The sequence below is a fragment of the Thermodesulfobacteriota bacterium genome (genome assembly GCA_040756475.1).
Classification (GTDB): domain Bacteria; phylum Desulfobacterota; class Deferrisomatia; order Deferrisomatales; family JACRMM01; genus JBFLZB01.
In genome coordinates, this window is sequence record JBFLZB010000002.1 from 48,950 (window position 1) to 74,458 (window position 25,509).

Sequence of the window (25,509 nt, forward strand, 5' to 3'; positions counted from 1 at the left end):
AAGTCGAAACCAAAGGCTGAGGGGCTGGCGCCGTGCCGGCCCGGATACCGCTTCACCGCAGCGGCGATGCCCCCGAAGGCGTCGCGCGAGAGACGAGAGCAGACCATCCTCTCCCTCACCGGCGGTGTCCCCCAGGTCAAACCCGCCGGCTGCCGGAGCCCTGCTCCGGTAGCATTGGGGCGCCGGGCCCGGGGCCTTGCGGCAGCGGGTGCGGTTCCGTACACTGCAAATCACACGGCAAGATAGGTCTATGCGTCGCTTGGGGAGGCGCCTCATGGAGATGATGGAAACACTGAAGAAGGCCCTTCAAGAGCTCGTCTTGCCCGAGCTCGGCGCTCTTCGGGCAGAAACCGCCGAGATCAAGGCGGTCTTGCAGGTCACGAACAAGCGCATCGACGACGTGCAGGCACAGCTGGCGGACCAGAGCCGGCGCATCGACGAGATGCGCACCGAGCTCTGCGATCGCATCGACCAGGTGCGCACGGAGTTGGGGGGCCGCATCGACGAGGTGCGCACGGAGCTGGGGGGCCGCATCGACGAGGTGCGCACGGAGCTGGGGGGCCGCATCGAGGAAGCCAACAAGCGCATGGACGTCCTCCACGCCGACTTGCTGCGCCGTTTGGATGAGACCAACCGGTCCATTGCCCACTTGTACGAGGTGATCGTCCGACGCGACGAGCATTTCGTCCTTGGCGAGCGGGTGGCCCGGCTCGAGCAGGAGGTCCGCGACCTGCGGTCCCGGCTGGCCGCCTAGTATTCCACGACTGGGAGGGGCTTCGAGGCTCCCTGGGGTTCGTTTCAGGAAACTTTCGGTGAGCGGTGCCCACCGATTGGGCTCCCTCCTTGGGGAGACTCCGGTAGTCGTGAGGAGGCAGGATGAGTGTGCAGATGGTCATCGAACTGAAGGGCGCGCAGGGTTTCCGGCCTGTGGCGCAGGCCATCGAGTCCTACAATGCGCGACTCAGGAAGGGGATCGCGCGCTGCCGAAGGCGACTGGCCGAGCTCGAACGGCGATACGAGACCAGTACCGAAGATTTCCTTCATCACATGGCGGCGGAGGACCTGCCCGGCGGGGACCTGGAGTATGTGGAGTGGGCGGGCGAAGCAGAAATGCTCAGAGGTTTGCAGCGTGAGCTTAGCGAGCTCGAAGACGCACGGTACCAGCTTTCTTGAGTACCTGCGGGGTATCGAGGAGACTTCCCATGCGCGAGTTCACCGAAGCCGACCGCGAGAAGAAGAAGCGCCGGATCCAGCTTCCCGAGAACCCCGGTCAGCTCTCCCCCGAGGCCCTTTCCCGGCTGGAGGAGGCCGTGCGGGCAAAGGCGAAGGACGGGCTCGTGCCGTGCCCCACCGCCTGGAGGATCGCCGGGGAGCAGGGGGTCTCCCGGCTCGACGTGGGGGTGCGGATCGACAGGCTGGGACTTCGCGTGAGCGACTGCCAGCTCGGGTGCTTCCAGGTGGGAAAGACCTCGCGGCTCGGCACGGCCCCCGAGCCCGCCGACCCGGAGCTCGCCCGCCGCGTGGGGGCGCTCTACGAGAAGGGCGAGCTCACCTGCGCCAACGTCTTCGCCCTGGCCGGGGAGCTGGGGGCCGCGCCCCGGGCCGCGGCGGACGCGGCCAACGCCCGGGGCCACAAGTTGCGCCAGTGCCAGCTCGGGTGCTTCTAGCCCTTTTGGGCCGCTGACAGGGGGGGCGTGCCCCTCCACGGCCGGGCGCAGGGGCGCCTCGCGCCCCTGGCGGCGCTCTCCCGGTGCAGCGCCCGGACCCGCTCACCGTGCTTCACCAGGTGCCGGCTCGCCGTCATGCTCGAGCGGCTGGGCTGGGAGCCCCCCGTGGTGTTCAGCGGCGGCGTGGCCCGAAACCCCTTCGTCCTCGAGGCCCTGGCCGAGCGCCTCGGCACCGGGGTGGAGGCCGCCGAGCACCCGGACCTCCTGGGGGCCCTGGGCGCCGCCCTCCACGGCTCCCGCCGGGACGCCACCGGCTGACGACCCACGGCCCACGGCCCACGGCGGTGACGGTGCTGGTGCTGGTGCTGGTGCGTCCCGCGGTCTGCAAAGCGGATACCCTCCACCCGCCGGAAGAACCCCCCACCAATGATATGGCCACCCGACGCCAGAGAGCGCCGGAAACAGGCGGTTCGCCCAGCCCCTCGGCGTTCCCAACCCGAACAAGGTGTGCATGACCAACCCCAGATTCGCCGCTGCCACTTGGATCAGATAGTCGAGGTGAGGGGGACGCTCGGGCAGAAAAGCGTTGCTACCTGGCCAAGCAAGGGGGAACGTTGGTGCTGGCGGTGCCTTGTGCTCGATGCGGATCCCCCGAGAGGAGGGCACGGGGGACGACCTGGGTCGGTGCACAGGGTGCGCGAAGTCGGCTGAGTTCCAGGGCCGGCGGGGCTTTTCGGCGCTGTCCTGCGTTTTCGGTGCGTTGGCGGGTGGTCACCGTCGCGGCGTGGGGAGCACGGTGAGCTCCACGCCGGGGATGTCCTCGAAGTCTTCTGGCGGCCGACCTCGCGGCGAGCACAGAGCAGATCGTACGCGCTTTGCAGGTTGAGCCAGAACTCCGGGGCAATGCCCAAGTAGCGGGCCAGACGCAAAGCCGTGTCCGCGGTCACCGCCCGCTGCTCATTCAGAATGCCGGTGATCCGGTTTGCAGGCACGTTTAGGGCGACGGCCAGCCGGCGCGCGGAGGGGCCCAGCTCCCCCATCTCGCCCCGCAGAATCTCCCCCGGGTGGATGGGCCGCATATTGCTCGACATGAGTGCTCTCCCGTCAGTGGCAATCGGTGATCTCTACTTCGCGGGGCCCGTCTTCCCGCCACTCGAAACAGACTCGCCACTTCTGGTTGACGCGGATGCTGTACTGGCCCTTGCTGCCAGGCCAGGGGAGGGAGTCGGGTTCTGCCACGCCCAGGGAAGTCCGGCGTGAGGCACCCGGCAAATCGTACCACGTGGGACGGCCGCGGGGCGCGAAGGGCGTGCACCGGGGGGGCGGGGCGCGGTACCATCCGGGGTCATGAGCCCCGAAGACCGCCGCGCCCTCTTCGACGACCTGCTCCACGGCCGCACCTCGCGAAACCGAGAGCTGGACCGCTTTGCCCAGCCCGAGTGCCGCTCCGTGCTCCGGGGCTACCGCCGGGTGAAGGCCCTCGTCCGGGAGCTCGGGCGGCCGGGGGTCGAGGTGCAGTGGGTGGGGCACCCAGAGGCCCTCGCAGTGGCGGTGACGCACCCGCGCCTGCGCTACCGGCGGGTGGTCTTCCTCTCTCCCTGGGAGGCACGGTTCCTGGCGTCCCTCCCGGGCCCGGCCCAGGGGTTCGTGTCCGGGGCGCCGGAGGAGTCCTGAGATGGACGCCGCCGGGCAGCCGCGCGCCTACCTGGACTGGAACGCCTCTGCCCCCCTGCGCCCCGAGGCCCGCGGGGCCCTGCTCGCCGCCCTCGACCGCTTCGGCAATCCCTCGAGCCCCCACCGGGAGGGCCGGGAGGCGCGGGACCTCCTGGAGGCGGCCCGGGAGGAGGTGGCGGCGTTCCTGGGGTGCGAGGCCGGGGAGGTGGTCTTCACGAGCGGCGGCACCGAGGCCAACAATCTGGCCCTGGCCAGTCTGGCGGGGGGCGCCGGGCGCCGTTCCTTCGCCGCGGCGCGGCTGGAGCACCCCAGCGTGCTGCGCCCCCTGGAGGTGCTGGAGCGGGGGGGCTGGGAGGCACGGTGGCTTCCCGTGGGGGAGGACGGCCGCGTGGGGGTCGCCTCCCTCGGGGGTGCCGGCTTCGGGGTCCTCCAGGCGGCAAACCAGGAGACCGGAGCCCTCCAGCCGCTGGGGGCCTTCGCCGAGGAGGCGCTCGCGGCCGGGGTTCCGTGGCACTGCGACGGGGTGCAGGCCTGGGGTAGGGTGCCGCTGCGGGCGGCGGACCTGGGGTGCGCGACCGCGAGCCTCTCGGGCCACAAGCTGGGAGCGCCCAAGGGGGTAGGCGCCCTGTACGCGAGGCGGGGAACCGCCGTGGAGCCGCTCCTGCGGGGCGGACCCCAGGAGCGGGAGCGGCGGGCCGGCACCGAGAACCTTCCCGGGATCGCCGCCCTCGCCGCGGCCTGCGCGGCGGCGGCCCGCGATCGGGAGGCCGACGCGGCGTGGACGGCGGGCCTGCGGGACCGGGTCGTGCTCGGGGTTCGGGCGCTGGCGCCCCTGGCTTGGTGGAACGGCCCCGAAGATGGGGCGCTGCTGCTGCCCAACACCGCGAGCCTGTCCCTGCCGGGGCCGGAGGGGGAGGCCTTGGTCCAGGCCCTGGACCTGGAAGGGGTGGCGATCTCCGCCGGACCCGCCTGCGCCTCGGGCGCCGCGGAGCCCTCCCCGGTGCTCCGAGCCATGGGCGTGCCCCAGTGGCGGGTGCGCGGAGCCATACGGGTGAGCCTGGGGCCGACCACCCGGGCGGAGGAGGTGGACCGGTTCCTGGCAGTGCTGGCGAAGGTGCTCGGAAGGATGAAGGCAGAACGATGAAGGATCACCCGTCACGCCGCATTGCCGTCGGCCTGAGCGGTGGCGTGGACTCCGCGGTGGCCGCGGCGCTCCTGGTGGAACAGGGCTGGGATGCGGTGGGGCTCACCCTCAAGGTGTGGGACGCTTCCCGGTGCTGCTCCCTGGAGGACGCCGAGGACGCGCGCCGGGTGGCCCGGCACCTGGGGATTCCGTTCTATGTCCTCGACGCCCACCAGGTCTTCGAGCGCGACGTCGTGGCCCCCTTTGGGGCGGCCTACGGCCGGGGGTTGACCCCGAACCCGTGTGTCGTGTGCAATCGCCGGGTCAAGTTCGGCTGGCTCTGGGAGCGGGCTCGGGCCCTGGGGTGCGACGCCCTGGCCACCGGGCACTACGCCCGGCTCGTGGGCCCGCCGGGAGGGCGCCGCCTGCACAAGGGGGCCGATCCGGGGAAGGACCAGTCCTACTTCCTCGTTCCCGAGGATCCAGCGGTCCTGGACCGCCTGGTCTTTCCCCTGGGAAGCAAGACCAAGGAAGAGGTACGCCGCCTCGCGGCCGAGCGAAGACTCCCGGTGGCGGGGAAGCCCGAGAGCCAGGACGTGTGCTTCCTGCCCCGGGGCGGCCTCGGGGCGTTCCTGGAGGAGCGGCTCGGGGGCCGCCCCGGCGAGATCGTGAACCGGGAGGGACGGGTGCTGGGCCGGCACCGGGGCGTCCACGCCTACACCGTGGGGCAGCGCCGGGGCCTGGGGCTGGCGAGCTCGGAGCCGCTCTACGTGCTCGCCGTCGAGCCGGCGTCGGCCCGGGTCGTGGCCGGCCCCAGGCGGGCCGCCCTGGCGGCGGGTCTGCGCACGGGCACGCCCGCGTGGCTGGTGCCGCCCCCGCCCGCACCCGCAACCTGGGAGTGCGCGGTCAAGATCCGATCGACCGCCCGGGAAGTTCCCTGCCGGGTGGAAGCCCAGGGCGAGGGCCTGCGCGTGACCTTCGCCGACCCCCAGTTCGGCGTAGCCCCCGGCCAGCTCGCCGTCTTCTACGAAGGCGACCTGGTTCTGGGGGCGGCGTGGATCGAGGGCGCGTGAAGCGTGAAACGTGTAACGTGAAACGTGAAATGTGAGAGGTGAAGCGAAACTCCCATAGGTCCCATCCGTCCCATCGGATTCCAACTGACGACTGACAACTTACAACGGACCACTGACAACCTCCCGATGCGCATTTCTGTTCTGACCCTGGGCTGCAAGGTCAACCAGTACGAGTCTCGAGCCCTCGAGGAGAGCCTCGAGGCTCGGGGGCACTCCCTGGTGCCCTTTGGCGAGCCGGCCGACGCGGTGGTGGTCAACACCTGCACGGTGACCCACCGCTCCGACCGGGACGCCCGCGCCCTCATCCGCCGGGCACGCCGGGAGGTGCCCGGCGCCCGCCTCCTGGTGACCGGGTGCTACGCCCAGGTGGATCCCCGGGCGCTGGCGGTCCTGGGGGTGGACGCGGTGGTGGGGAACGGGGAGAAGGGAGCCATTCCCGAGCTCCTGGAGTCCCGGGCGGAGGGCGTCCGGGTGGGGGAGAGCGCGGCCCTGCGAGAGCTCGCCCCGGCGCCCGTGGGCCGCTTCGCCGGCCGGGCCCGGGCCTACCTCAAGGTGCAGGACGGGTGCGCGTGCTTCTGCGCCTACTGCATCGTGCCCTTCGCCCGCGGTCCCTCCCGCAGCCTTCCCCTGGCGGAGGTGCGCTCGGGCCTGGCGCGGCTGGGGGCAGGCGGCCACCGGGAGGCGGTCCTCACCGGGGTGCACCTGGGGCTCTGGGGTCGGGACCTGGCCCCCCCGGAGCCCTTCGGCGCCCTCCTGGATGCGGCGGAGGTGTCGGGGCTCGCGCGGGTGCGGCTCTCGAGCCTGGAGCCCGGGGAGCTCACCGCCGAGGTGGTGGCGCGTCTCGGGGCCTCCCGGGTGCTCTGCCCCCACCTCCACGTCCCCCTCCAGTCGGGGTCCGACCGGGTGCTGGCGGCCATGGGGCGGCCGTACACCGCGGGGCAGTTTCGCGAGCGGGTGGAAGCCGCCCGGGAGGCCGTGCCCGAACTGTGCCTGGGTCTGGACGTGATCGTGGGGTTCCCGGGCGAGACGGACGCGGATTTCGGGCAGACCGAGCGCCTCCTGGAGGAGCTTCCCCTGGCCTACCTCCACGTCTTTCCCTTCAGCCCGCGCCGGGGCACCCGGGCCTGGGACCTGGGGGACCGGGTGCCGCCGCCCGTGGCCGCGGAGCGATCGCGGCGCCTGCGGGAGCTCTCGCGAAAAAAACGCCGGGCGTTCGAGCGAACCCACGTGGGATCGGTTATGCTGGCACTGCCCGAGGGGTGGGCCGCGCCGGGCGTGCTGGCCCTGCGTACCCGTAACTACATCGAGGTCCGGATGCCGTGGCGGGAGCCGCTGCCGGATGGGGAAGTCCCCGTCCGGCTCGAGGGGCTTGCCCGCAGCGGGGTCGCGGGCCGCTTCGCTGGAGGAGAGTGAACGATGGACATGCGCCGCCGCGAGGAACTGCGGGACCTGGAAGAGCACCTGGGCTACCTCTTCGAGCGCCCCGAGCTCCTGGACCAGGCCCTCACCCACAAGTCGTACGCCAACGAGGCCGAGGGCCCGGTGGCCGACAACGAGCGCCTGGAGTTCCTGGGCGACGCCGTGCTCGACCTCACGGTGTCCCACCTCCTCTTCGGGCTCTCCCCGCCGCTTACCGAGGGGGAGATGTCGAAGGTGCGCGCGTTCCTGGTGAAGGAGGAGAGCCTCAAGCGCCTGGCGGGGGCCTTCGACCTGGGCTCCCACCTGCGCCTGGGGAGGGGAGAGGAGCAGACGGGCGGGCGCAAGAAGGCCTCGATCCTGGCCGACGCCTTCGAGGCGCTCCTCGCGGCGATCTATCTGGACGGCGGGTTCGAGCTCGCCTACCGGTTCGCCGAGAGCATCTTCCAGCCCATCATTGCCGAGGCCGGCACCGAGGCCATCGGCCACGACCACAAGACGCGGCTCCAGGAGCTGTGCCAGGCCCGGTACGGCAAGGCGCCTACCTACCGCCTGGTGTCCGAGTCGGGCCCGGACCACGACAAGGTCTTCGAGGTGGAGATCGCGGTGGCCAACCGGTCCCTGGGCCGCGGCCGGGGCCGGAGCAAGAAGGAGGCGGAGCAGCGGGCCGCCGAGGACGCGCTGGGCATCCTGTCGTAGCGCGCCTACTCCGCCCCCAGGCGCCGCTCCGCGTCCTTTCGCATTCCCTGGATCGTGTTGCCGAAGAAGTAGCGCTCCCGAGCCTGGACGTCGGGGGGGAGCTCGCGGTGGCGGGCGAAGATGGGGTCGGCGTCGAGGAGGCGGCGGAAGGCGGCCTCCGAAACGTCCTGTGCCCCGGCGCGGATACACTCCTCCACACACGCCACCCACAGGTCGAGCTGCTCCAGAGCCGCCCGAAAGGTCTCCCGGGCGTCGGGGGCGTAGCCGCCGTGCCCGAAGCACAGGCCCTGGGCGCCGGCCCCCGCGGCGCGCTGGAGCGAGGCCCGAAACTCCTCGTAGAGAAAGGGCGGCGGGGCGGCCGGGCGGGCGTAAAGCCCTCCCGGCGCCGCCTGGCGTATCCCGGCCGCCTCCCCCACGAAGAGAAGCTCCTCTGCTCGAAAGCACACGTGGTGGGCTGCGTGGCCGGGGGTCTCGAGGGTCTGCACCCGAAGCCCCCCGAACTGCAGGTCCGTGCCCCATTCCAGGCGCTCGGCCGGCACCGCCGCGATCTCCCCGTAGGCCCGGGCCAGCTCGCCGAGCACCTGGAGGGACCCGGCCCAGAGCTTGGCGGGGTCCGCCAGATGCGGGATGCCCTTGGGGTGGCAGACGACTCGTGCCTCCGGGTAGCGGGCCGCCACGAGCCCCGCGCCCCCCGCGTGGTCGATGTGGACGTGGGTGAGGAGCAGCGCGTCCAGGTGCTGGATGCCGAGCTCGGCAAGCTGGGAGAGAAGCTCCGGCACGGTCGCCCGCGGCCCGGGATCCACCAGCACGGTCGCGCCCTCGCGGCGGAGGACCCAGGCCCCGATGAAGCCCCCAAACCCCTCCCGGGGCAGGTTCAGGGAAACGAGGAACAGACCGGGCAGGGGCTCATGGATCATGTCGGCCCCTTCTTCCAACCCGCCACGCGCAACGGGCAACGCGCAACCCTCAAATCCTCACCAACCCCCACACCGCCAGAACCACCAGGGCCGCCAGGGTCAGTGCCAGGCTGACGCCCAGGGGGAGGCGGTGGCGGTCCGGGTCGGCACCGGGGGGGGCGCCCCAGGGGCCGGCGAGCCGGCCGGGGTCTCTCGCGAGGGCAGCCAGGCCGTGGACGGCGCGAAGCACGAGGGTCTCGCAGGCAGCAAAGCCGGCATTGACCGTCCCCACCGCCCAGGCGCCGGCCGCGGCTCCGGGTGCGCGATAGACCCAGTCGGTGTCGAGCGAGATCTTGCGCTCCCCGACGAATTTCTTCCGCAGCCACCAGAAGGCGAGAAAGGTGACCAGGAGGATCTGGAGCGTCTCGGCCAGGTGGGCTCCCGTGTAGGGCCGGTAGGGCATGGGGTAGGGGAGCTCCCGGTAGAGGAGGTCGGGCCACACCCCGTACAGGAAGCACAGACCCCCCGTGAGCCCCATGGCCACGAGCATGTTGGGGGGCAGCCTCGTGGGCTCGATGCCCCGGTCCGGGCCGAACCAGGTGAGGTAGGGCACCTTGAGGCCCACGCTCAGGAAGGTGCCTACCGAGGCGAGAAGAAGCAGCACGACCGAGACCGTGCGGTGGCTCTCGGCGGCTGCCGCCACCACGGCCGACTTGCTGATGAAGCCGTTGAAGAGGGGGACCCCGGAGATGGAGAAGGCGGCCACCATGTAGAGGATCAGGACCGCCGGAGCGCGCCGGGCAAGGCCCCCGAGCTCCGCCATGTGGGTGCGGCCCGTGGTCTCGAGGACCGCGCCGGCTCCCATGAAGAGGAGCGCCTTGTACAGGATGTGGCTGTATGCGTGGGCGGCAGCCCCGTTGATGCCGAGCTCGGTGCCGATCCCCACCCCGGCCACCATGTAGCCCACCTGGCTCACGATGTGGTAGGCGAGCACCTCCCGGATGTCGTTGGCGAGCACGGCGTAGGTGACCCCGTAGAGGGTCATCATCACCCCCAGGGGCACCAGGATCCCCCACCCGGGGAAGAGGAGCGCGAGCACCAGGACCGCGGTCTTGGTGGTGAAGGCGCTCAGGAAGACCGCTCCGGTGGCGGTGGCCTTGGGGTAGCTGTCGGGAAGCCAGGCGTGGAGCGGCGGCAGGGCCACGTTGACCGCCACCCCGGCCAGGGCCAGCCAGGCCGCCAGGGACTCGCCCGGGGCGAACGCCCCGATCTGCAGGGACCCCGTCTGGGCGACGTGCAGGCAGATGCCGGCCAGGAGCAGGCTCCCCCCCAGGAGGTGCACGAGCACGTACCGAAGGCCCGCCGCCGCGGCCTCGGGGGTGCGGCGCGCCCACACGAGGCACGCCGACGCCACCGCCATCACCTCCCAGCCCAGGAAGAGCGTCAGGTAGTCCCCGGAAAAGGTGACCACGAGCGCCCCGCCCGCATACAGGAGCGCAGCGACCTGCTGGCCCAGGTCCCGGACGTGGAGGGAGTACACCCCCCCCAGCACCGCGATCAGGGCGAAGATGAGGCCGAACACCCTGCGCAGGGGGTCCGACTGGCACCAGACGAGCTCCTGGTCCAAGAAGGGAACCGAGAGGTGAACGCCCTCGGACAGGCCCCACACCCGAACGAGAGCCAGCAGGGGGAACAGGACGAAGGCCGGTCCCCGAAGCTTCTGGGGCAGCAGCGGCAGCAGGGCGGCCCCGAGCCAGAGGAGGAACCCGGGGGGCAGCGTCTCAACGATCACGGTAGTACCCCTCGCCCCGCTGGAGGGCGTGCTTGCCCAGCCACTTGGCGCCGTAGATCAAGAGGGCGCACCCGGCGAACCCGCCCGCGGCGTACGACCCGGGAACGTAGTCCCACCAGTGGGCCGCCTCCCCGTGGGGCGAGACCGCCTGGAGGACGATCGAGACCGCCGTGGCGAGCCCGAGGCCGATGCCCTGCCAGCGCTTCATGGCGTTCCTCCCGGCAGTCCCGCGACACCCGGCCCTCCCGGCAACCCGAGCACGCTCGCGGCAATGGCGGAGGCCAGGCGGAAGAACCCGAAGAAGAGGTCCGGATAAAACCCCAGGAGGATCGAGAGGAGCGCCACGATGCAGATGGGGACCACCATGATGGCGGGGGCTTCTCCGGGCTCGTGCCCATTCCCGTGGGCTTCGCCGTGTCCCTGTGCCGCCTGCGCGGCGGGGTTTCGGAAGAACGCCCGGTGCACGATGGGGAAGAAGTAGGCCGCGTTCAGGAGCCCGCTCAGGAGGAACACCCCAAGCACCGCGATCCGGCCGGCTTCCAGGGAACCCAGGCACAGCAGCCACTTGGAGGCGAACCCGTTGATGGGCGGCACGCCGGCCAGGCCCAGGGCTCCCACCGTGAACGCCCCCATGGTCCAGGGCATGGCCCGGCCGATGCCGTCGAGCTCGGAGACCTCGGTCTTGTGGAGGTTCACGTAGATGGCGCCGGCGCAAAAGAACAGCGTGATCTTCATGGTGGCGTGGTTGGCCAGGTGCAGCAGGCCCCCCGTGAACCCGTCGGGGGAAAGCAGCGCCACCCCCAGGACGATGTAGGAGAGGTGGCCGACGGTGGAGTAGGCGAGCCGGCGCTTCAGGTTGTCCTGGCGCAGGGCGATGAACGAGGCGAGCAGGATCGTCGCCCCGGCGAAGGCAGCCAGGAGGAGGTCGAGCCCGTGGCGGGCCATGACCTCGGGGCCGAAGACGAACCCCACCACCCGCACCACCCCGAACACGCCGGACTTCACCACGGCCACGGCGTGCAGGAGCGCGCTCACCGGCGTGGGGGCCACCATGGCCGCCGGGAGCCAGCTGTGGAGCGGCATGATGCCGGCCTTGACCCCTACCCCTGCGAGGAAGAGCACGAAGAGCGCCCGCAGCTCGCCGGGGCCGAGGCCGGCGCCCTCCAGGATGCCCCCCGCGCGAAAATCCACGGTTCCGGTGGCCTGGTAGGTCCAGCCCACGGCCGCCAGCAGGAGCACCCCGGCGGTCAGGGCGTAGGTCAGGTACTTGCGCCCGCCGGCAATGGCCTCGGGGGTCTCCTTGTGGATGACCAGGGGGTAGGTGGCGATGGTGAGGATCTCGTAGAAAACGAGAAAAGTCAGGAGGTTGGCCGAGAGCGCCACCCCGATGGTCGCCCCCAGGCACACGGCGAAGCTCGCGAAGTACCGGGTCTGGTTGGCCTCCCCGGCCGCGCGCACGTACCCGATGGAGTAGAAGCTCGTGAGGATCCACAGGCCCGAGGCGATCACCGCGAAGTAGGTGCCCAGGGGGTCGGCCCGGAGCATCAGCGAGATGCCGGGGGAGATCTCGAGGAGGGTGCATTCGGCCACCCGGCCCCCCAGCGCCCCGGGCAGGAGCGTGAGCACCAGGGCGAACTTCGCGAAGGCGGCCGCGAGTGTCCAGAACTCCCGCAGGTTTTCCCGGCGGCCCGAGAGCAGAATCAGGGGCACGGCGCCAAACGAGGTCAGCACCGCCCACAGGGGCACCCAGGTCTGCCAGGTCTCGGGCGCGGCGGGGGTCATCGCTGGTTGCCTCCGCTCACAGCCCGGCCGGGAGCATGGGGCGGATCAGGTGCGTCACGATCCACGCATTGAGGAGTCCCAGGGCGAGCAGGCTCACGGCGAGGAACACGGTGGTGACGAGCATCGACCCGCCCACTTCCCGGAGCGCCAGGGCGCCCGTCTCGTGCGGCACGTCGGCGGAGCCGGGGTCGGCCGGCCGGATCAGGTAGATCCGCTCCAGGACCCGGAAGAAGTACACGGCGTTCAGGAGGCTCGAGGCGAGCAGGGTGCCCAGGAACACCCAGTTCGACTGCTCCAGGGCCGCGAGCGCCAGGTACCACTTGCTGAAGAACCCGGCCGTGGGCGGCAGCCCGATCATGGAGAGGGCCGCCAGGGCAAACGCGGCCATGGACCAGGGCATGGCGCGCCGCAGGTGCTGGTCGAAGCGGGGGATGTGGGTGTGGGCCTGCCGCATCCGAAGATTGGCGCTCACCAGGAACAGGCAGGCCTTCATGCAGGCGTGGTTCACGGTGTGGAGCACGGCCCCGATGAATCCCAGCGGAGACCCGAGCCCGATGCCCACGGCGATGTACCCCACCTGGGCCACCGAGCTGTAGGCGAGCATCCGCTTGAGCTCGCTCTTGGTGATGGCCATCAGCGAGCCCCAGATGACCCCCGCGGCCCCCAGGTACCCCACGGCCGCCAGCAGCGGCAGCTCTCCCCGGGCCGCCTCGGGGCCGAGCACGAAGAAGAACAGGCGCAGGAGCACGTAGGCGGCCACCTTTGTGCCGATGGGGGCCACCAGCGCCGTGCTCGTGGACGCGGCGTTGGTATAGGCGTCGGGGAGCCAGCCGTGGAGGGGGAAGAGCGCCATCTTGAGCCCCATGCCCACGGTCATGAAGACCAGGCCCACCGCCAGGACGGATCGCTCGGGCACGAGCGGCAGGATGCGGGCCATGTCGGCCATGTTGAGGGTGCCGGTCTCCAGGTAGAGGAACGCCAGGCCCAGCAGGTAGAAGGAAGCCCCCGCCGTGCCGAGCGTCAGGTAGCGGAACGCCGAGAGGGGCGCCCGGCGGTTCCCGAGGCCCAGGAGCGCGTAGCCCGACAGCGAGCTGATCTCGAGGAACACGTAGAGGTTGAAGAGGTCCCCGGTGAGGGTCATCCCCGTGAGGCCCGTAAGGTAGATCATGGCGGCGGCATAGAAGGGCACCGCCTGATCCGGGTTCTCGTGCTCCACGACCCGCAGGCTGTGGACGAGCACCACCAGGGCCACGCACGCCACCACCGAGGCCATGAAGGCGGAGAGGGGGTCGAGGACGAGCTCGATCCCCATGGGAGGCGCCCACCCCCCGAGGCGGTACCGTATCGGGCCCTCGGAGGCGACCCGGGCCAGCCCGGCGAGGGAGACGGCGGCCACCAGCCCGGTGGCCCCCACGGCCACGGCGGGGGCCAGGCGGCGGCGCAGCGCCCCGGCCAGGGGAACGAGGAGCCCCGCCACCAGGAAGCCCAGGGGGATGAGGACGGGGGTGTGGGAGGAGATCATTCGATCTGATCCAGGATCACGGACTCGTCCAGGCTGCGGTAGGTCTGGTAGATCCGGATGATCAGGGCGAAGGCGACCCCCAGGGTCACCACCGCCACGACGATGGCGGTGAGCATGAGGGTGTGGGGCAGGGGGTTGATGTAGCGGCTCGGGTCCGCCAGTCCCAGCGCCTGGTCGTACACGGGTACCGTTGCCTCGTGCTTGTAGGCCGCCACGAGCCAGAACAGGATGATCGCGCTCTGGAGGATCGACATGCCCACGGTCTTCTTCACGAGGTTCCGCTTGGAGAGCATGCCGTAGAACCCGATGACCATGAGGGCCGCCAGGAAGTAGTACGGGTAGTGCCCGCCGATATGGTCAAGCATCGGGTCCGCTCTCGATGAGCTCGTCGTAGATGACGGTGATGATCGCCGTGACCGCAACCAACACGCCGACCTCCACCAGGAGGATTCCCAGGGAGCGACGGGCCGGCGCTTCGAACCCCGGCAGGGGCAGGTGGCCGTAGTCCAGGAAGTTCCCCCCCGCCGCCAGGGCGGCGATCCCGACTCCGGTGTAGACCAGGACGCCGAGGCCTCCGAGGGCGACCCCCACCCGGGTGGGAAACTGGAGGCGGCCCGCGTCCAGGCCCAGGGCCATGCGGATCAGGATGAAGCTGGCCGCCAGGAGCACGCCCCCCTGGAACCCGCCGCCGGGGCTGTAGTGCCCGTGGAAGAGCACGTAGAGCGCCACGATCTGGATGAGGGGAGCGATGAAGCGACAGGCCACGGCGATGATCGGGCTCTGGGACGGGGCCTTCACGGGCGCCTCCGCCGCAGCAAGAGCCAGCACGCGATGCCCCCCGTGAAGACCACGAAGGTCTCTCCCAGGGTGTCGAAGCCGCGGTAGTCGGCCAGGATGACCGTGACCATGTTGGGGGTCGCCGCCTGGGGCAGGGCGTTGCGGATGTAGAAGTCGCCCGCCCCGGGGGTGCCGGCCAGGCTCTGCTCCCGGTGGGCGGGGGCGGTCACGTCGCCCCGGGCCGGCAGCAGGTTCACGGCATAGAGGAGCAAGCCCGCCAGGGCCGCCGCCACCAGGAGGTATCCGGCTCTCAATCCGAGCTCCGCTGGGTCGTCTTGAGGATCATCACGATGTAGAAGACCCCGGTGATCCCGGCACCCACCACGGCTTCCGTGAACGCCACGTCCACCGCGCCCATGGACATCATGAGGAGCGCACCCACGTAGCTGAAGATGGTCAGGGTCACCGAGGCTGCCATCAGGTTCCTCACGTGGAGCGCGATGACCGCTGCGGTCGTGAGCACCACGTAGAAGAGGATCTCGATCTCCCAGTTCACTGGTATTTCGCTCCCTTGGGCTCGCCCGCGTACCAGGGCTTGAGGCCGAAGCGCAGGGCCGAGCGGGCCAGGGCGTGGGATCCCACGGGGTTCGCCACCGCCACGAACACGATGAGAAGAACGAGCTTGCCGGTGCTGAGCGTCATCCCCTCGTGGAATGCCAGGCCCGCCAGGAGCAGCATGATGCCCATGGTGTCGATCTTGCTGGCGGCGTGGGTGCGAGTATAGAAGTCCGGCAGGCGCACGATGCCGATGGAGCCCACCAGCATGAAGGCGCCCCCGGCGGCGAGGAAGACAACCGCCAAGGTCTCCTGGAGGAGTGTCATTCCGTCCGCTCCCGGCTGCAGTAGTACTTCTCGATGGCGATGAGGCCCACGAAGTTCAGTACGCCGTAGGCCAACGCCAGGTCGATGAACATGTCGAGCCTCCCGTAGATCGACCCGAACAGGCAGGCGATGACGATGGTCTTGCTCCCCACCGCGCCCGCCCCCAGGAGCCGGTCGAAGACGGTGGGGCCCCTGGCCACCCGGTAGAAGGGGATCAGGAGGGCGAGCGCCAGGATGCCCGCCAGGATCAGCAGGAAGGTGTTCATGTTGCCGCGCCGTCCCCCGCCTCCACGGTCACGTCGAAGACCATGGGGCCGGGCTCGTCCTGGAAGAGGTGTGCCACCTTGGCCTGCATGGTGCCTTCCAGGAGCCCGCGGGCGGTGTCGGCCGTGAGGGCGTGCACGAGGAACCGGTCCTCGTCCAGGTCCACCGTGAGGGTTCCGGGCGTCAGCGTAATGGAATTGCCCAGCAGCATCTTGGCGAACGCGTTGGGCTGGGCCGACCGGAACCGAACCATCTGGGGCTGGATGTCCAGGCGGGGCGAGAGCACGACCCGGGCCACGTACACCGCCGAGAGGAGGATCTGCACCGGCAGCCAGAGGTGGTAGGCGAGAAACCGAAGCGGCCGCAGCGCCGCCCCCGGGTGGGCCGGCGCCTGGGTTGTGGGGGCCTGGCGCAGCCGGCGGTCGAGCCACAGGACCAGGGCCACGGAGAACACCCCCAGACCCAGGTGAAAGCCGTCCAGGAGCCCGCTCAACAGGAGCCACAGCCCCATGAGGAGCGCCGCCTGGACGCAGGCCACCCGGAGCGGGCTCCGGGGGGCCTGGGATCGACCCGCGGGGGTGGGGGTCACGAAGCTCCTCCGTCGGGGCGGGCCGGGTGGCCGGACCGCCGGGGGTGAGCCTGGGGGGCGCGCAGGGGAGGAGGGTCGATCGAGAAGCTTTCCTGCCGGCCCCACGGCCCGGTGGCGCCCGTTTCTAACCGAACGCGGCGGCTTGTGTCAAGCAATGCGGATGGACCTCGATCCACCGCCTGGGTGGTAAGCGGGGTCCGGGAGTCCCTGCGCTCCGCCCCGCAATCCGCGGCAATTGGAGGAGGGGTCCCTCGCGGAACCGGTGCGCCTGGCCCCACCGGTTTCCATGGACTGCGGCGGATCAGTCGATGCGGTACGGGACTACGCTCCGGGGCTCCCGGACCCCGCCCCTAGATTCGGCGGTGAATTCTGGATCGACCTCCCCGCAGGCTGGGGCGATCTGCCGCCCGGACGGTGCCGGCGGCTACGCCGGGCCCGGAGGCGCAGGGGGGGTTCCGGGCCTCCTGGCCCGGCGGTCCTCGGTGAGATGCAGCCCGCAGTGGACGCACCGGCGCACGAAGAGGGGGACGAAGCCGTGGACGTGGAAGTAGTTGCCGCAGCGCGGGCACCGGGCAAAGCTCGCCAGACAGCTCGCCGCCACGAGGAACGCGAACCACACGGCGAAGACCACCGCCGTGTGCGCGTCCGAACGGGTCAGGCGCAGGGAGAGCCAGATGAGGGGAAGGTAGATCCCGATCATCCCCCAGAGAAACCAGCGCCTCCGCCGAATCCGGCCGAGGCCTTTGGGCAGGTTCGGGTCGCTCACGCAGACCTCGTGGCACGGGGCGGGGAGCGGCTCAGGCCCGCCGCACCTCCACCGGGAGGGCCCCCCATTCCTGGAGACCGCCCCCATCCAGGCGCAAGGGGAACAAGCTGTTTGCCGACGCTCCCGGCCCGGCCTTGGACCACCAGATGGGCTCCCCCGGCTCGACCTCCCGGGCCGAGAGGCCCAACGGGTTGGTCAGCACGTCGCGCCGGCGCACCAGGTAGGTCTTCTCGGGGGACCCCGGGGGGCGGGGCATCGCCCGGGCCACGCTTCCTCCGGCCCGGTGTCCGAAGCCGTCGGGCAGCGCCACGACCCGGGGGTGGATGCCCTGGATGATCCGGGCGGTGGCCGTCACCGTGCCCTGGGAGGAGCGGATCGATAGGGTGTCGCCGTTTCGGATGCCCCTGTGCCTGGCCGCCTGGGGGTGGAGGAGCGCCTCGAAGCGGTGGGCGATCTCCCGGCCCCAGCGGGTGTTGGCGTACGTTCGGGGCAGGGTGGCAGGGTCGTAGCGAAGCAAGAACATCGAATCCGGCGGCGGGGCGACCGCGGCCGGGATCGCGGAGAGGAGGCTCACCGGCTGGGGCGCCACGGGGGGCCGGGTTTCTCCGCTCACCCAGATGCCGCGGCGGGCCAGGGCCTCGAGGCTTCCCGGGCCCCACGACTTGCGCAGCACTTCGAACAGGTAGTCCCGGGTGGTGGGAAAGGCGAAGGTGGCTTCGGGCCTGGCGCGAGCCAGGGCGATGAGCACGTCGGGCATGCTGCGCGACTGCCCCAGGGCCCGCGGCGCGGGGCTGAAGAGGTCGAGGTGCGCCGTATCCGGGTTTCGGAGCTTGTCGGGCTCCGAAGCAGGCCGGGTCACGGGCTGCTGCAGGGAGAGGTAGGGCCGCCCGTCGGGCAGGCAGCCCTCCAGCAGGTCCCAGCACTCGAAGTGGGTGGCCCGCGGAAGGAAGAGGTCCGCCAGGGAGGCCGTTTCCGTAAGGTGGGTGTCCATGGCCACCAGGAACGCTACCCGGGAGGGGTCCGCCAGGGCCTCGGCAGCGGCCACGCCGGGGACGTCGTAGGCCGGATTGGCCTCCACCGCCCAGTACAGGGGAACCGCCTCTGCTCCCGACGCGGCGCGGTGCCACCAGGCTTCCGGGGTGGCGCTGGGCCGCAGGGCCTTGAGGAAGAAGGGGCGGCGCGCGGTGGCGACGCCTCCCGGCTGGTTGACGGTCCCCGCCAGGTGGTTGAGCAGGGCGACGGCCGGCGCAGCGGGGGAAGCGTGGGGCGCCAGGGCAAGCGCGGGCTTGCGTTCCGAGAAGGCCCGAGCGAGGTTCACCAGGGCGGCGGCGGGAACTCCCGCGGCTTCCTGGACCGCTTCCGGCGTGTAGGCCTCCAGGGCCGCCCGGAGCGCTTCGGGGGCGTCGGCGACTCCCTGGCGCAGACGGGCGGCGTCGTAGGCGCCCCAGGAGAGGAGGAGGCGGGCCAGGCCGTAGGCGACCACGGCCTCGGTGCCGGGCGCCACCGGGTGCCACTCGGCCAGGCTTCCGGTGCTGCCCCCCATGCTGTCGAAGAGGTAGAGGGAGCCGCCGTGCTCCCGAGCCCGGACCACGTCGCGGGCCAGGGGGACGAGGAAACGGCCGTCCAGCGGCCGCAGGCCGAAGAGGAAGATGCCGCGGGCTTGGGCGGCGAAGGCGCCCAACACCGGTGCGCCGTACCAGCTCTCCCCCGAGCCGGGCCCGCTGCGGCCCGGGAGCGGGCGGTCCACCAGGACCTCCTTCCAGCCCAGCTCGTCCCGGAAGTCCTCCACCAGGAGCTCGTCCTCTCCCAGGTGCAGCACCGACCGGCCCCGGGCGCCTTCCAGGCGGCGGCCGAGCTCGGCCAGCGCGTCCTCCCACGAGATCCGGGTCCACTCCCCCGAACCCCGGGGCCCTGCCCGGCGCAGCGGATGGAGCTGCCGCTCTGCGTCGTACACGCGCTCCAGGCCGGCGAGCGCCCGAACGCAGATCCCGCCTTGATTGGTCGGGGCGCCGGGGTTGCCCTGAACGTGGACCACCCGGTCGCCGTCCCGGAACGCCACGACCCCGCAGTGGGCCGGGCACATGCGGCACACGGTGGGCGCAGGGTCTCGAAACTTGCGCAGGGTGCGCCCGGCGCCGGCGTTCCAGGGTTTCTGCGCGGAGCCCAGGAGGGCTCTCTTGTTGTCCAGGGCCAGCCCTGCGGTGCCGAAGGCGCCCGTCGCCAGGAAGGTTCGGCGGTCCCATCCGCTCACGGCGTCCACCTCTCGGGGGCCGTGCGGGCGCCCCGGCTTGTGAGGAAAGAAACGAGGCCGCATGGTAGAAGGGGTGCGGCGCGGGTGTCAACGGGGGGCGATGGCCCGGATCCAGCGATGCCCCCCGGAATCCGGGTCCGCGACCCCCGGGCTTCCTCCCAAGAGGCGCCTTCGTCAGGCTCCGCGGCGGGCGGGCGCGGCTTCGTAAGGGATGCCGAAGGCAAAGGTGCTGCCCCGGCCGGCGCGGCTGGTCACCCAGATGCGGCCCCCGTGGAGCTCCACCAGGTTCTTGGCGATGGTGAGCCCCACCCCCGAGCCTCCTTCGCTCTTCCGGGTGGGGGCCTCGCCCTGGTGGAATTTGAGGAAGATGCGGTCCACGTCCTCCGCGTGGATTCCCTTGCCCTGGTCCGTCACCTCCACCACCGCGTAGGCCAGGCCGCCCTTCTCGGGGGGGCAGTCCTCCTGGGGGCGCTCGGGCAGGCGGTAGGCCAGGCGGCTGGAGACGGTGACATTCCCTTGCTCGCTGAACTTGATGGCGTTGTCGAGCAGGTTGAAGAGAACCCGCCGCACGAGGGTGGGGTCCAGGGGAAGGGGGGGCACGTCGAGGGGCTCGAAGGCGAGCTCCAGCCCCTTCTCCCGGGCCCGGGGCTGAAGCGATGCGACGGCGGAGTGGATGAGCTCGTTGAGATCGGTGGGGACCGCTTCGAGCTCCACCGCGCCGCTCTCGATGTCCTTCAGGGAGAAGATGTTCTCCAGGATATGCTGCAAGTGCTTCCCGTTGGCCTCGATCAGCTCCAGGTCGATGCGCTGCTCGTGGGTCAGCCCTCCTGCCGTCTCCCTGAGCAGGAGCCCCGCGTACCCGATGACGGCGTTCAGGGGGGTCTTGAGCTCATGGTTGATGTTGTTGAGGAACTCGTCCTTGACCCGGTTTGCCTCTTCCAGCCGCGCATTTTGGACCTGGAGCTCTTCGAGCGCCTGCTCGAGCTCGCGGGTGCGCGCGTGGACGGCCTCCTGGAGCCCCTCGTTGTGCCGGGCGATCTCGGCCTTGGCCCGCTCCAGGCTCCGCGTGCGAGCGCGCACCCGTTCCTCGAGTTTGCGGTTGGCCTCCCGGAGATCCTGGAAGAGGAGCGCCTGGGAAAGGGCCACCGCCAGGTAGCTGGCCAGGATGGTCCACACGGGCAGGCGCCGGGAGTCCAGGGATCGGGGGGCCGGGTGGCTGAGGTTGACCACCCCCAGGGGTGCGTCCCGCGAGAAGAGGGGCAGGCACGCGATGCTCCCAACGGCCACCCCGCCGGTTCCCGGCAGGAAGCGGTCGTCGGCCCGGGCGTCCTCTGCGCTCAGGGATTCGCCCGCGGACAGGCAGCTCCCCGCCAGCCCCTCCCCCAGGCGAAACAACCGCCGCGGATAGCCTTCGAGCCCGAAGTAGGCGACCTGCTTGTCCTCTCGGCCCGCGGCGGCCAGGAGGTTGAGCTCCCCGGTCTCCGGGGACAGGAGCATGATCGACGCGTTGTGGGCCTGGGAGGCCTGGAGAAACAGGGGAAGCGCGTGGGTGGCCAGATCCTCCAGGCGGGTCGAGCGCTCGAAGAGGTGCCCGAGCTGGCGCAGGATGCTCAGCTCTTCGATCTTCAACTCCAGCTCCCGGGACGAGTTGCGAAGGGCCCGGACGTAGAGCTCCTTCTGGTGCTCCAGACGCTGGAGGGCGTCGGGGCTGATGGCGTTGCTGGCCGGCATCGGGCTCCTCGAGGTGCCCTCCCGGGCGAGGGAGGGGAGTGCCGGGGGAGAACGGTTCTGCCTCGCTCGTGCCCGGGCCGGGCCCGCGGGGTTGCCACGTCCCATCGACGCCGGGCCCGGGGTCACGAGATGGCGCGGTAGAACTCCTGCGCTTCTTCCCGGGCCCGGCCCTGGCGCTCCGCGAGAGCCGCCCGGATGCCCGGGGTCACGATCTCGCCCTGGGCCGGCACCGTTCCCCGGGAGACGGCGTGGGAAGCGGCGAGAACCTCCAGGGCAGCCTGGAGCTCGGCCCGCAGCTCACCTGCGTGGTGATGGCCCACCAGGGCCGAGAGCCAGGAGGGCAGGTTCCACTCTCGCAGCAGCTCCGCACCCGCCTGGGCGTGGTCTCGCCCGAAGCGGGCGATCTCCCGCTCCCGGAGCTCCCCGGCGGTGGCGGCCTCCTCCAGGTCCGTGCCGTAGCCCTCCCCGGCCTCGGCCAGAAACAGGATCTTTCCCACGTCGTGGAGCAGGCCGGCCAGGAACAGGGCGTCGGGGGCGGCCCGGAGAACCTGCCCCGGCAGGAGCCGCGCCGCGTGGCGGCACATGAGGCCGCACACGTAGGAGTGCACCCACACCTCCTCCACCGGCGCCGGCAACCGGGTACCGCGCCACGCCCGAAGGAGCGTCGTACCCAGGGAAACCGCCTGCACGGTGACCTCCCCCAACAGGACCACCGAGCGCTGCACCGAGTCCACCCGGCCCAGGAAACCGAAGTAGGCCGAGTTGGCCAATCGCAGGACGCGGGCCGACAGACCGGGGTCCATCTCGAGCACCGCCGCCACCTGCTCGGGGGTGTAGTCCTTCTCCGCGTACAGAGCCAGGAGCCGGGCCACCACCGCCGAGAGGGCAGGGAGGGGACGGTCCGCGAAGGCGCGGTCTGCGGCCTGGGGCATCAGTTGGGACGGCCGGCCTCGGCGGCTCGCGGCAGGTGGATGCGAAAGCTGGTGCCCAGGTCCACCGTGCTGTGAACCGCGATGCGGCCGCCCAGGTCGTCGAGGATCTGCTTGACGATATAGAGTCCCAGGCCGGTGCCCTGGCCCCGGGGTTTGGTGGTGAAGAACGGGGTGAAGAGGCGGTCCTGGTAGTCGGTGTGGATGCCGGTGCCGTTGTCGATGACCGCGACCCAAACGAAACCGTCGCTCTCGGCGCCGGCCTCCAGCTGGACCGTCCCGGTGAAACCGGGCTCGCACGTCGGCGCCGTCTGGCGGCTCTCCACGGCCTGGGCCGCGTTGCGCAGCAGGTTGAGGAAGACGTGGTGGAGCTGGCTCTCGCTGGCCCATACGGCCGGGAGATCCGCCTGCACGCGCCGGATCACCTGGACCTCGCGCGAGCGAAACTCGTGCTCCGAGAGCAGGACCGCCTCGTCGAGAACCCTTCCCAGATCCACGGCGCGCCGGGCGGTCTCCGAGGGCCGGGCGAAGCTGGAGAGGGCCTCGGCCAGGCGCTGGATCCTCTCGGCGTTGCGGCCCACCAGTTCGAGATTCTGGCGCTGACGGCCCGCCTGGGGGGAGTCTCGCAAGAGCATCTGCACCGCGAACGAGATGCTCGAGAGGGGATTGTTGAGCTCGTGGGCGATGCTGGCGGCCATCTCTCCCAGGCTCGCCAGCTTGTCCTTGTGGCAGATCTGCTCGTGGGACAGCTTGAGTTGGCCGATGCTCGACTCCAGCCGGTCGACGAGCTTGCGGTTGTGCTCCCGCAGGTAGAAGCGTTCCTCGGCGGCCGGCACCTTCTCGCGGCGGCCGAGGATGTACTCCTTGACCCGGTCTGAAAACGAGTGGATGTCGATGGGCTTGGGGATGTACCCGTCACAACCGGCGGAGAGGGAGCGCTTTCGGTCCCCCTTGAGGGTGTTGACGGTGACGGCGATGATCGGGATGTGGTCGAACCCCTGGATGGCCTTGAGCTTGGTGGCCGCCTCGTAGCCGTCCATCCCGGGCAGGTTGATGTCGAGGAGGATCAGCTCCAGGCGGTCGCGTTCCTGGATGGCTCGCTGGACCCCTTCGAAGCCGTCCTTGGCGTGGAGGACTTCGAACCCTTCGTCGTGGAGCAGGCGCTCCACGAGGCGATAGTTCGCGGGGTTGTCCTCGATGTAGAGGATCGTGCGGGTGGACTCCAATCCTTGGCCCCTCTCCCGACTTCCGGCAACCGGATGGGGCGGCATTGTATGGGGCCTGCGGGAGGCTGTAAAGCCGAAAAGTTCGATTCCCCGTTGTTTGACAGAACCGAACCGCTGCCAAGGGGACAGGTACGGTCTCGTTTTCGTTTGACTCTTCCCGGGCACGATGCTCTTATAAACCTCTTTTTCCACTCTTGCAGGAAACCGAGACGGAGGACAGGGATGGGCAAGGCATACCGTATTGCCGTGGTTCCGGGGGACGGCACCGGTCCCGAGGTGGTGGCGCAGGGGTTGAAGGTGCTCGATGCGGCGGCCCGGCACTTTGGTTTCGCAACCGAGCGCACGGTCTTTCCCTTCGGGGGCGATCACTACCTCAAGACGGGGGAAACCTTGTCGGAGAACGACATCGCCACGTTGCGCGGCTACGACGCGATTCTGCTGGGCGCCATCGGCCACCCGGGCGTGCGCCCCGGGATCCTGGAGCAGGGAATCCTCCTCAAGGCCCGCTTCGCGCTGGACCAGTACGTGAACCTGAGGCCCGTCAAGCTCTACGAGGGGGTGGAGACGCCCCTCAAGGACAAGGGGCCCGAGCACATCGACTTCGTCGTGGTGCGGGAAAACACCGAGGGGCTCTACGTGGGCTCGGGGGGCTTCCTGCGCAAGGGCACCCCCGACGAGGTCGCGGTCCAGGAGTCGGTGAACACCCGCAAGGGCGTGGAACGGTGCATCCGGTTCGCCTTCGAGTACTGCCGCAAGCGAAACCGCCGCAAGAAGCTGACCCTCGTGGGCAAGACCAACGTCCTGACCTACGCCTTCGACCTGTGGGAGCGCACCTTCAACGAGGTGGGCCAGGAGTACCCGGACGTGGAGCGGGACTACGCCCACGTGGACGCCTGCTGCATGTGGATGGTCAAGAACCCCGAGTGGTTCGACGTCATCGTCACCGACAACATGTTCGGCGACATCATCACGGACCTGGGCGCGATGATCCAGGGGGGCATGGGCATTGCCGCCGGGGGAAACATCAACCCGGGAGGGGTGAGCATGTTCGAGCCCATCGGCGGCTCGGCCCCGAAGTACACGGGCCACAACGTGATCAATCCCCTGGCGGCCATTGCGGCCACGGGCATGCTCCTGGAGCACCTGGGGGAGGAGGGGGCCGCGCGCCGCATCGAGGACGCCGTACAGTGGGTCACGTCGAAGAAGCTCAAGAGCCTCGCCGCGGGGCGGATGGGGTACTCGACGAGCGAGGTGGGAGACCTGGTGGTGACCCGGCTGCAGGAGAACAAAGGCTAGCAGGCTGCTGGAAGGGGGGCGGGCGCGTGTCTTCTTCGGGAGGGGCTGTGGAACCGCGGCGCTGGAAGGGCCGGGCGATGCTGACGGCCCCTGTCCTGCTGGCGCTGGCTGCCGGCATCGTCGGTGCCGCGGGGTGCGGGAGGCTTTCCCTGCCGGGCTCCGTGGGAGATCCCCCGGTTCGGGAAGTGACCGTGCGGGTGGTGCGGTCTGCCGCGGTCAACCTCTACGACCGGGGGGTGAGGACGGTCGCCATCGTGCCCGCGGCAGAGGGGGCCGACGCGGCCCTCTCCCGGCATCTGGCGGGCCGTCTCGACCAGACGGACGCCTTTTTCGTGCTGCACCCGGCGGCCGTTCGGGACCGGCTGATGAAGGCGGGAGTGGCCGTGGGGTGGGACGCAACGGCGTCCTCCCTGCGGTGGGCCTACGAGCGCACCGGGGTGGACGCGGTGGTGGTGGCCCGGGTCGAGACGTTCCGGATCGAGGAGTGGGAGGACGTCAAGGAGTCTTTCTCCCTGCGCGGGACCGGCGAGTACGGCTTCGTCCGCAACGAGGAAGGCAAGCTGGTTTTCCGCGAGAAGCGGGCGCTGGCGAGCGTGCCGCTGGTCTGCCGCTCGGACCGCGGGAACGTGGCGGCGAGCTACCGGGTGTGGGAAACCCGCCGGGGGGCCGAGGTGGCGACCCTGCGCTACGAGCTCTCCGCCGATGTCCCTTCCTTCTGCTACCGGGGCGACGTTCCCGCCCACGTCACCAACCGGGCTCGGGACCGCCTGCTCCAACGGCTCTTGGACCAGCTCAACGAGCAGTTCCTGAGGGCGATCGTCCCCCGTGCCGAGCGGGCCTCGGTGCGCTTCGAGGTCCTGGGGGCCGGCGCGGACGGTGCGCTGGTGCAGCGAAACGAGCTCGCCATCCTCTCGGCGAGCCGAGGGGATTGGCGCGGGGCCGTGGACCTGTGGCGGGAGTGCCTGGTGGGCCGCGCGGCGCTGCCCGCGATTCACTACAACCTGGCGGTGGCCTACCGGGCCACGGGGCGGCTGACCCTGGCGGAAACCCACTTGCAGGAGGCGCTCACCGCAGCCCCGCGCCCCCTCTACCGGCGCGCCCTCCAGGAGGTCCGGTCCCAGGGGGAGGCCAGCCGGCCGTAATCGGGCCGCGGA

General features: G+C 70.8%; 29 protein-coding genes and 1 pseudogene. 11 read left to right on the top strand and 19 right to left on the bottom strand.

Annotation, left to right across the window (positions count from 1 at the left end; translation table 11 throughout):
- The first annotated feature begins 274 nt into the window (after nucleotides 1-274).
- The 4 genes from AB1578_00595 (at nucleotide 275) to AB1578_00610 (ending at nucleotide 1,985) form a co-directional block, all read left to right on the top strand.
- Nucleotides 275-754 carry a hypothetical protein gene (locus tag AB1578_00595; GenBank protein ID MEW6486399.1) on the top strand — a complete coding sequence of 160 codons (480 nt, stop codon included), beginning with the start codon at nucleotides 275-277 and terminating at the stop codon, nucleotides 752-754.
- Nucleotides 755-876: 122 nt separating this feature from the next.
- On the top strand, nucleotides 877-1,173 hold the full coding sequence (locus tag AB1578_00600) for a hypothetical protein (GenBank protein ID MEW6486400.1): 297 nt from the start codon (nucleotides 877-879) through the stop codon (nucleotides 1,171-1,173).
- 29 nt (nucleotides 1,174-1,202) lie between these two features.
- Complete coding sequence (locus AB1578_00605; protein ID MEW6486401.1) at nucleotides 1,203-1,667, top strand: hypothetical protein; 465 nt, start codon at nucleotides 1,203-1,205, stop codon at nucleotides 1,665-1,667.
- A gap of 27 nt (nucleotides 1,668-1,694) precedes the next feature.
- Entirely contained in the window at nucleotides 1,695-1,985 is a 291-nt protein-coding gene (locus AB1578_00610) for a hypothetical protein (GenBank protein MEW6486402.1), read from the top strand.
- 227 nt (nucleotides 1,986-2,212) lie between these two features.
- Here the strand turns inward: AB1578_00610 and AB1578_00615 are convergent, their stop codons facing one another.
- Together AB1578_00615 and AB1578_00620 are read right to left on the bottom strand one after the other, a co-directional pair.
- Complete coding sequence (locus AB1578_00615; protein MEW6486403.1) at nucleotides 2,213-2,758, bottom strand: HigA family addiction module antitoxin; 546 nt, start codon at nucleotides 2,756-2,758, stop codon at nucleotides 2,213-2,215.
- A gap of 13 nt (nucleotides 2,759-2,771) precedes the next feature.
- Nucleotides 2,772-2,870, bottom strand: a pseudogene (locus tag AB1578_00620) (plasmid maintenance system killer protein).
- Between the two features lie 144 nt (nucleotides 2,871-3,014).
- Here AB1578_00620 and AB1578_00625 point away from each other — a divergent pair.
- The 5 genes from AB1578_00625 to rnc all read left to right on the top strand — a co-directional run bounded on the left by AB1578_00625 (nucleotide 3,015) and on the right by rnc (nucleotide 7,652).
- Nucleotides 3,015-3,341 (top strand): hypothetical protein, encoded by a 327-nt coding sequence (locus AB1578_00625; GenBank protein MEW6486404.1) that lies wholly within the window; start codon nucleotides 3,015-3,017, stop codon nucleotides 3,339-3,341.
- A gap of 1 nt (nucleotide 3,342) precedes the next feature.
- On the top strand, nucleotides 3,343-4,485 hold the full coding sequence (locus AB1578_00630; GenBank protein ID MEW6486405.1) for a cysteine desulfurase family protein: 1,143 nt from the start codon (nucleotides 3,343-3,345) through the stop codon (nucleotides 4,483-4,485).
- The gene (mnmA, locus tag AB1578_00635) at nucleotides 4,482-5,537 is read left to right on the top strand and encodes a tRNA 2-thiouridine(34) synthase MnmA (protein ID MEW6486406.1); all 1,056 of its coding nucleotides are present in this window, start codon (nucleotides 4,482-4,484) and stop codon (nucleotides 5,535-5,537) included. The genes AB1578_00630 and mnmA overlap by 4 nt, the downstream gene beginning before the upstream one ends.
- A gap of 126 nt (nucleotides 5,538-5,663) precedes the next feature.
- The gene (mtaB, locus tag AB1578_00640) at nucleotides 5,664-6,950 is read left to right on the top strand and encodes a tRNA (N(6)-L-threonylcarbamoyladenosine(37)-C(2))-methylthiotransferase MtaB (protein ID MEW6486407.1); all 1,287 of its coding nucleotides are present in this window, start codon (nucleotides 5,664-5,666) and stop codon (nucleotides 6,948-6,950) included.
- A gap of 3 nt (nucleotides 6,951-6,953) precedes the next feature.
- Nucleotides 6,954-7,652, top strand: coding sequence for a ribonuclease III (gene rnc / locus AB1578_00645; GenBank protein ID MEW6486408.1), 699 nt, complete (start codon nucleotides 6,954-6,956; stop codon nucleotides 7,650-7,652).
- A 5-nt stretch (nucleotides 7,653-7,657) separates the two neighbouring features.
- Here the strand turns inward: rnc and AB1578_00650 are convergent, their stop codons facing one another.
- The 17 genes from AB1578_00650 to AB1578_00730 form a co-directional block, all read right to left on the bottom strand.
- Nucleotides 7,658-8,569 carry an MBL fold metallo-hydrolase gene (locus AB1578_00650; protein MEW6486409.1) on the bottom strand — a complete coding sequence of 304 codons (912 nt, stop codon included), beginning with the start codon at nucleotides 8,567-8,569 and terminating at the stop codon, nucleotides 7,658-7,660.
- A gap of 49 nt (nucleotides 8,570-8,618) precedes the next feature.
- Nucleotides 8,619-10,340, bottom strand: a complete 1,722-nt coding sequence (locus tag AB1578_00655) for a Na(+)/H(+) antiporter subunit D (GenBank protein ID MEW6486410.1) — start codon at nucleotides 10,338-10,340, stop codon at nucleotides 8,619-8,621.
- Nucleotides 10,330-10,548, bottom strand: a complete 219-nt coding sequence (locus AB1578_00660) for a hypothetical protein (protein ID MEW6486411.1) — start codon at nucleotides 10,546-10,548, stop codon at nucleotides 10,330-10,332. The genes AB1578_00655 and AB1578_00660 overlap by 11 nt, the downstream gene beginning before the upstream one ends.
- Nucleotides 10,545-12,122, bottom strand: coding sequence for a monovalent cation/H+ antiporter subunit D family protein (locus AB1578_00665; GenBank protein ID MEW6486412.1), 1,578 nt, complete (start codon nucleotides 12,120-12,122; stop codon nucleotides 10,545-10,547). Before AB1578_00665 ends, AB1578_00660 begins: the two co-directional genes overlap by 4 nt.
- A 16-nt stretch (nucleotides 12,123-12,138) precedes the next feature.
- Complete coding sequence (locus AB1578_00670) at nucleotides 12,139-13,644, bottom strand: proton-conducting transporter membrane subunit (GenBank protein ID MEW6486413.1); 1,506 nt, start codon at nucleotides 13,642-13,644, stop codon at nucleotides 12,139-12,141.
- Entirely contained in the window at nucleotides 13,641-14,009 is a 369-nt protein-coding gene (locus AB1578_00675; protein ID MEW6486414.1) for a cation:proton antiporter subunit C, read from the bottom strand. The genes AB1578_00670 and AB1578_00675 overlap by 4 nt, the downstream gene beginning before the upstream one ends.
- Nucleotides 14,002-14,442 carry an MnhB domain-containing protein gene (locus tag AB1578_00680; protein MEW6486415.1) on the bottom strand — a complete coding sequence of 147 codons (441 nt, stop codon included), beginning with the start codon at nucleotides 14,440-14,442 and terminating at the stop codon, nucleotides 14,002-14,004. Before AB1578_00680 ends, AB1578_00675 begins: the two co-directional genes overlap by 8 nt.
- Nucleotides 14,439-14,735: a hydrogen gas-evolving membrane-bound hydrogenase subunit E gene (gene mbhE, locus AB1578_00685; protein MEW6486416.1), complete on the bottom strand. Its 297-nt coding sequence runs from the start codon at nucleotides 14,733-14,735 to the stop codon at nucleotides 14,439-14,441. Before mbhE ends, AB1578_00680 begins: the two co-directional genes overlap by 4 nt.
- Nucleotides 14,732-14,977: a hydrogenase subunit MbhD domain-containing protein gene (locus AB1578_00690; protein MEW6486417.1), complete on the bottom strand. Its 246-nt coding sequence runs from the start codon at nucleotides 14,975-14,977 to the stop codon at nucleotides 14,732-14,734. The genes mbhE and AB1578_00690 overlap by 4 nt, the downstream gene beginning before the upstream one ends.
- Entirely contained in the window at nucleotides 14,974-15,303 is a 330-nt protein-coding gene (gene mnhG, locus AB1578_00695; GenBank protein MEW6486418.1) for a monovalent cation/H(+) antiporter subunit G, read from the bottom strand. Before mnhG ends, AB1578_00690 begins: the two co-directional genes overlap by 4 nt.
- Nucleotides 15,300-15,569, bottom strand: a complete 270-nt coding sequence (locus AB1578_00700) for a monovalent cation/H+ antiporter complex subunit F (GenBank protein MEW6486419.1) — start codon at nucleotides 15,567-15,569, stop codon at nucleotides 15,300-15,302. The genes mnhG and AB1578_00700 overlap by 4 nt, the downstream gene beginning before the upstream one ends.
- Nucleotides 15,566-16,156 carry a Na+/H+ antiporter subunit E gene (locus tag AB1578_00705; GenBank protein MEW6486420.1) on the bottom strand — a complete coding sequence of 197 codons (591 nt, stop codon included), beginning with the start codon at nucleotides 16,154-16,156 and terminating at the stop codon, nucleotides 15,566-15,568. Before AB1578_00705 ends, AB1578_00700 begins: the two co-directional genes overlap by 4 nt.
- Before the next feature lie 424 nt (nucleotides 16,157-16,580).
- Nucleotides 16,581-16,922, bottom strand: coding sequence for a hypothetical protein (locus AB1578_00710; GenBank protein MEW6486421.1), 342 nt, complete (start codon nucleotides 16,920-16,922; stop codon nucleotides 16,581-16,583).
- A gap of 31 nt (nucleotides 16,923-16,953) precedes the next feature.
- Entirely contained in the window at nucleotides 16,954-19,173 is a 2,220-nt protein-coding gene (locus AB1578_00715; GenBank protein ID MEW6486422.1) for a molybdopterin dinucleotide binding domain-containing protein, read from the bottom strand.
- 174 nt (nucleotides 19,174-19,347) lie between these two features.
- Complete coding sequence (locus tag AB1578_00720; GenBank protein MEW6486423.1) at nucleotides 19,348-20,904, bottom strand: GAF domain-containing sensor histidine kinase; 1,557 nt, start codon at nucleotides 20,902-20,904, stop codon at nucleotides 19,348-19,350.
- A 122-nt stretch (nucleotides 20,905-21,026) separates the two neighbouring features.
- Complete coding sequence (locus AB1578_00725) at nucleotides 21,027-21,836, bottom strand: HDOD domain-containing protein (GenBank protein ID MEW6486424.1); 810 nt, start codon at nucleotides 21,834-21,836, stop codon at nucleotides 21,027-21,029.
- On the bottom strand, nucleotides 21,836-23,059 hold the full coding sequence (locus AB1578_00730; protein MEW6486425.1) for an ATP-binding protein: 1,224 nt from the start codon (nucleotides 23,057-23,059) through the stop codon (nucleotides 21,836-21,838). Before AB1578_00730 ends, AB1578_00725 begins: the two co-directional genes overlap by 1 nt.
- Nucleotides 23,060-23,281: 222 nt before the next feature.
- Here AB1578_00730 and AB1578_00735 point away from each other — a divergent pair, with 222 nt between their 5' ends.
- Nucleotides 23,282-24,355, top strand: coding sequence for a 3-isopropylmalate dehydrogenase (locus AB1578_00735; protein ID MEW6486426.1), 1,074 nt, complete (start codon nucleotides 23,282-23,284; stop codon nucleotides 24,353-24,355).
- Nucleotides 24,356-24,402: 47 nt separating this feature from the next.
- A complete protein-coding gene (locus AB1578_00740) occupies nucleotides 24,403-25,497 on the top strand; it encodes a tetratricopeptide repeat protein (GenBank protein ID MEW6486427.1) in 1,095 nt (364 codons plus the stop codon).
- The last annotated feature ends 12 nt before the right edge of the window (nucleotides 25,498-25,509 follow it).

Excerpts from the sequence above, each read along its gene's own strand:
- AB1578_00630 (MEW6486405.1), top strand. The coding sequence starts at position 3,343 with ATGGACGCCGCCGGGCAGCCGCGCGCCTACCTGGACTGGAACGCCTCT.
- AB1578_00600 (MEW6486400.1), top strand. The coding sequence starts at position 877 with ATGAGTGTGCAGATGGTCATCGAACTGAAGGGCGCGCAGGGTTTCCGG.
- rnc (MEW6486408.1), top strand. The coding sequence starts at position 6,954 with ATGGACATGCGCCGCCGCGAGGAACTGCGGGACCTGGAAGAGCACCTG.
- mnmA (MEW6486406.1), top strand. The coding sequence starts at position 4,482 with ATGAAGGATCACCCGTCACGCCGCATTGCCGTCGGCCTGAGCGGTGGC.
- AB1578_00665 (MEW6486412.1), bottom strand. The coding sequence starts at position 12,122 with ATGACCCCCGCCGCGCCCGAGACCTGGCAGACCTGGGTGCCCCTGTGG.
- mnhG (MEW6486418.1), bottom strand. The coding sequence starts at position 15,303 with ATGACACTCCTCCAGGAGACCTTGGCGGTTGTCTTCCTCGCCGCCGGG.
- AB1578_00670 (MEW6486413.1), bottom strand. The coding sequence starts at position 13,644 with ATGATCTCCTCCCACACCCCCGTCCTCATCCCCCTGGGCTTCCTGGTG.
- AB1578_00675 (MEW6486414.1), bottom strand. The coding sequence starts at position 14,009 with ATGCTTGACCATATCGGCGGGCACTACCCGTACTACTTCCTGGCGGCC.
- AB1578_00735 (MEW6486426.1), top strand. The coding sequence starts at position 23,282 with ATGGGCAAGGCATACCGTATTGCCGTGGTTCCGGGGGACGGCACCGGT.
- AB1578_00725 (MEW6486424.1), bottom strand. The coding sequence starts at position 21,836 with ATGCCCCAGGCCGCAGACCGCGCCTTCGCGGACCGTCCCCTCCCTGCC.
- AB1578_00650 (MEW6486409.1), bottom strand. The coding sequence starts at position 8,569 with ATGATCCATGAGCCCCTGCCCGGTCTGTTCCTCGTTTCCCTGAACCTG.
- mtaB (MEW6486407.1), top strand. The coding sequence starts at position 5,664 with ATGCGCATTTCTGTTCTGACCCTGGGCTGCAAGGTCAACCAGTACGAG.
- AB1578_00700 (MEW6486419.1), bottom strand. The coding sequence starts at position 15,569 with ATGAACACCTTCCTGCTGATCCTGGCGGGCATCCTGGCGCTCGCCCTC.
- AB1578_00720 (MEW6486423.1), bottom strand. The coding sequence starts at position 20,904 with ATGCCGGCCAGCAACGCCATCAGCCCCGACGCCCTCCAGCGTCTGGAG.
- AB1578_00605 (MEW6486401.1), top strand. The coding sequence starts at position 1,203 with ATGCGCGAGTTCACCGAAGCCGACCGCGAGAAGAAGAAGCGCCGGATC.
- AB1578_00625 (MEW6486404.1), top strand. The coding sequence starts at position 3,015 with ATGAGCCCCGAAGACCGCCGCGCCCTCTTCGACGACCTGCTCCACGGC.
- AB1578_00615 (MEW6486403.1), bottom strand. The coding sequence starts at position 2,758 with ATGTCGAGCAATATGCGGCCCATCCACCCGGGGGAGATTCTGCGGGGC.
- AB1578_00595 (MEW6486399.1), top strand. The coding sequence starts at position 275 with ATGGAGATGATGGAAACACTGAAGAAGGCCCTTCAAGAGCTCGTCTTG.
- AB1578_00660 (MEW6486411.1), bottom strand. The coding sequence starts at position 10,548 with ATGAAGCGCTGGCAGGGCATCGGCCTCGGGCTCGCCACGGCGGTCTCG.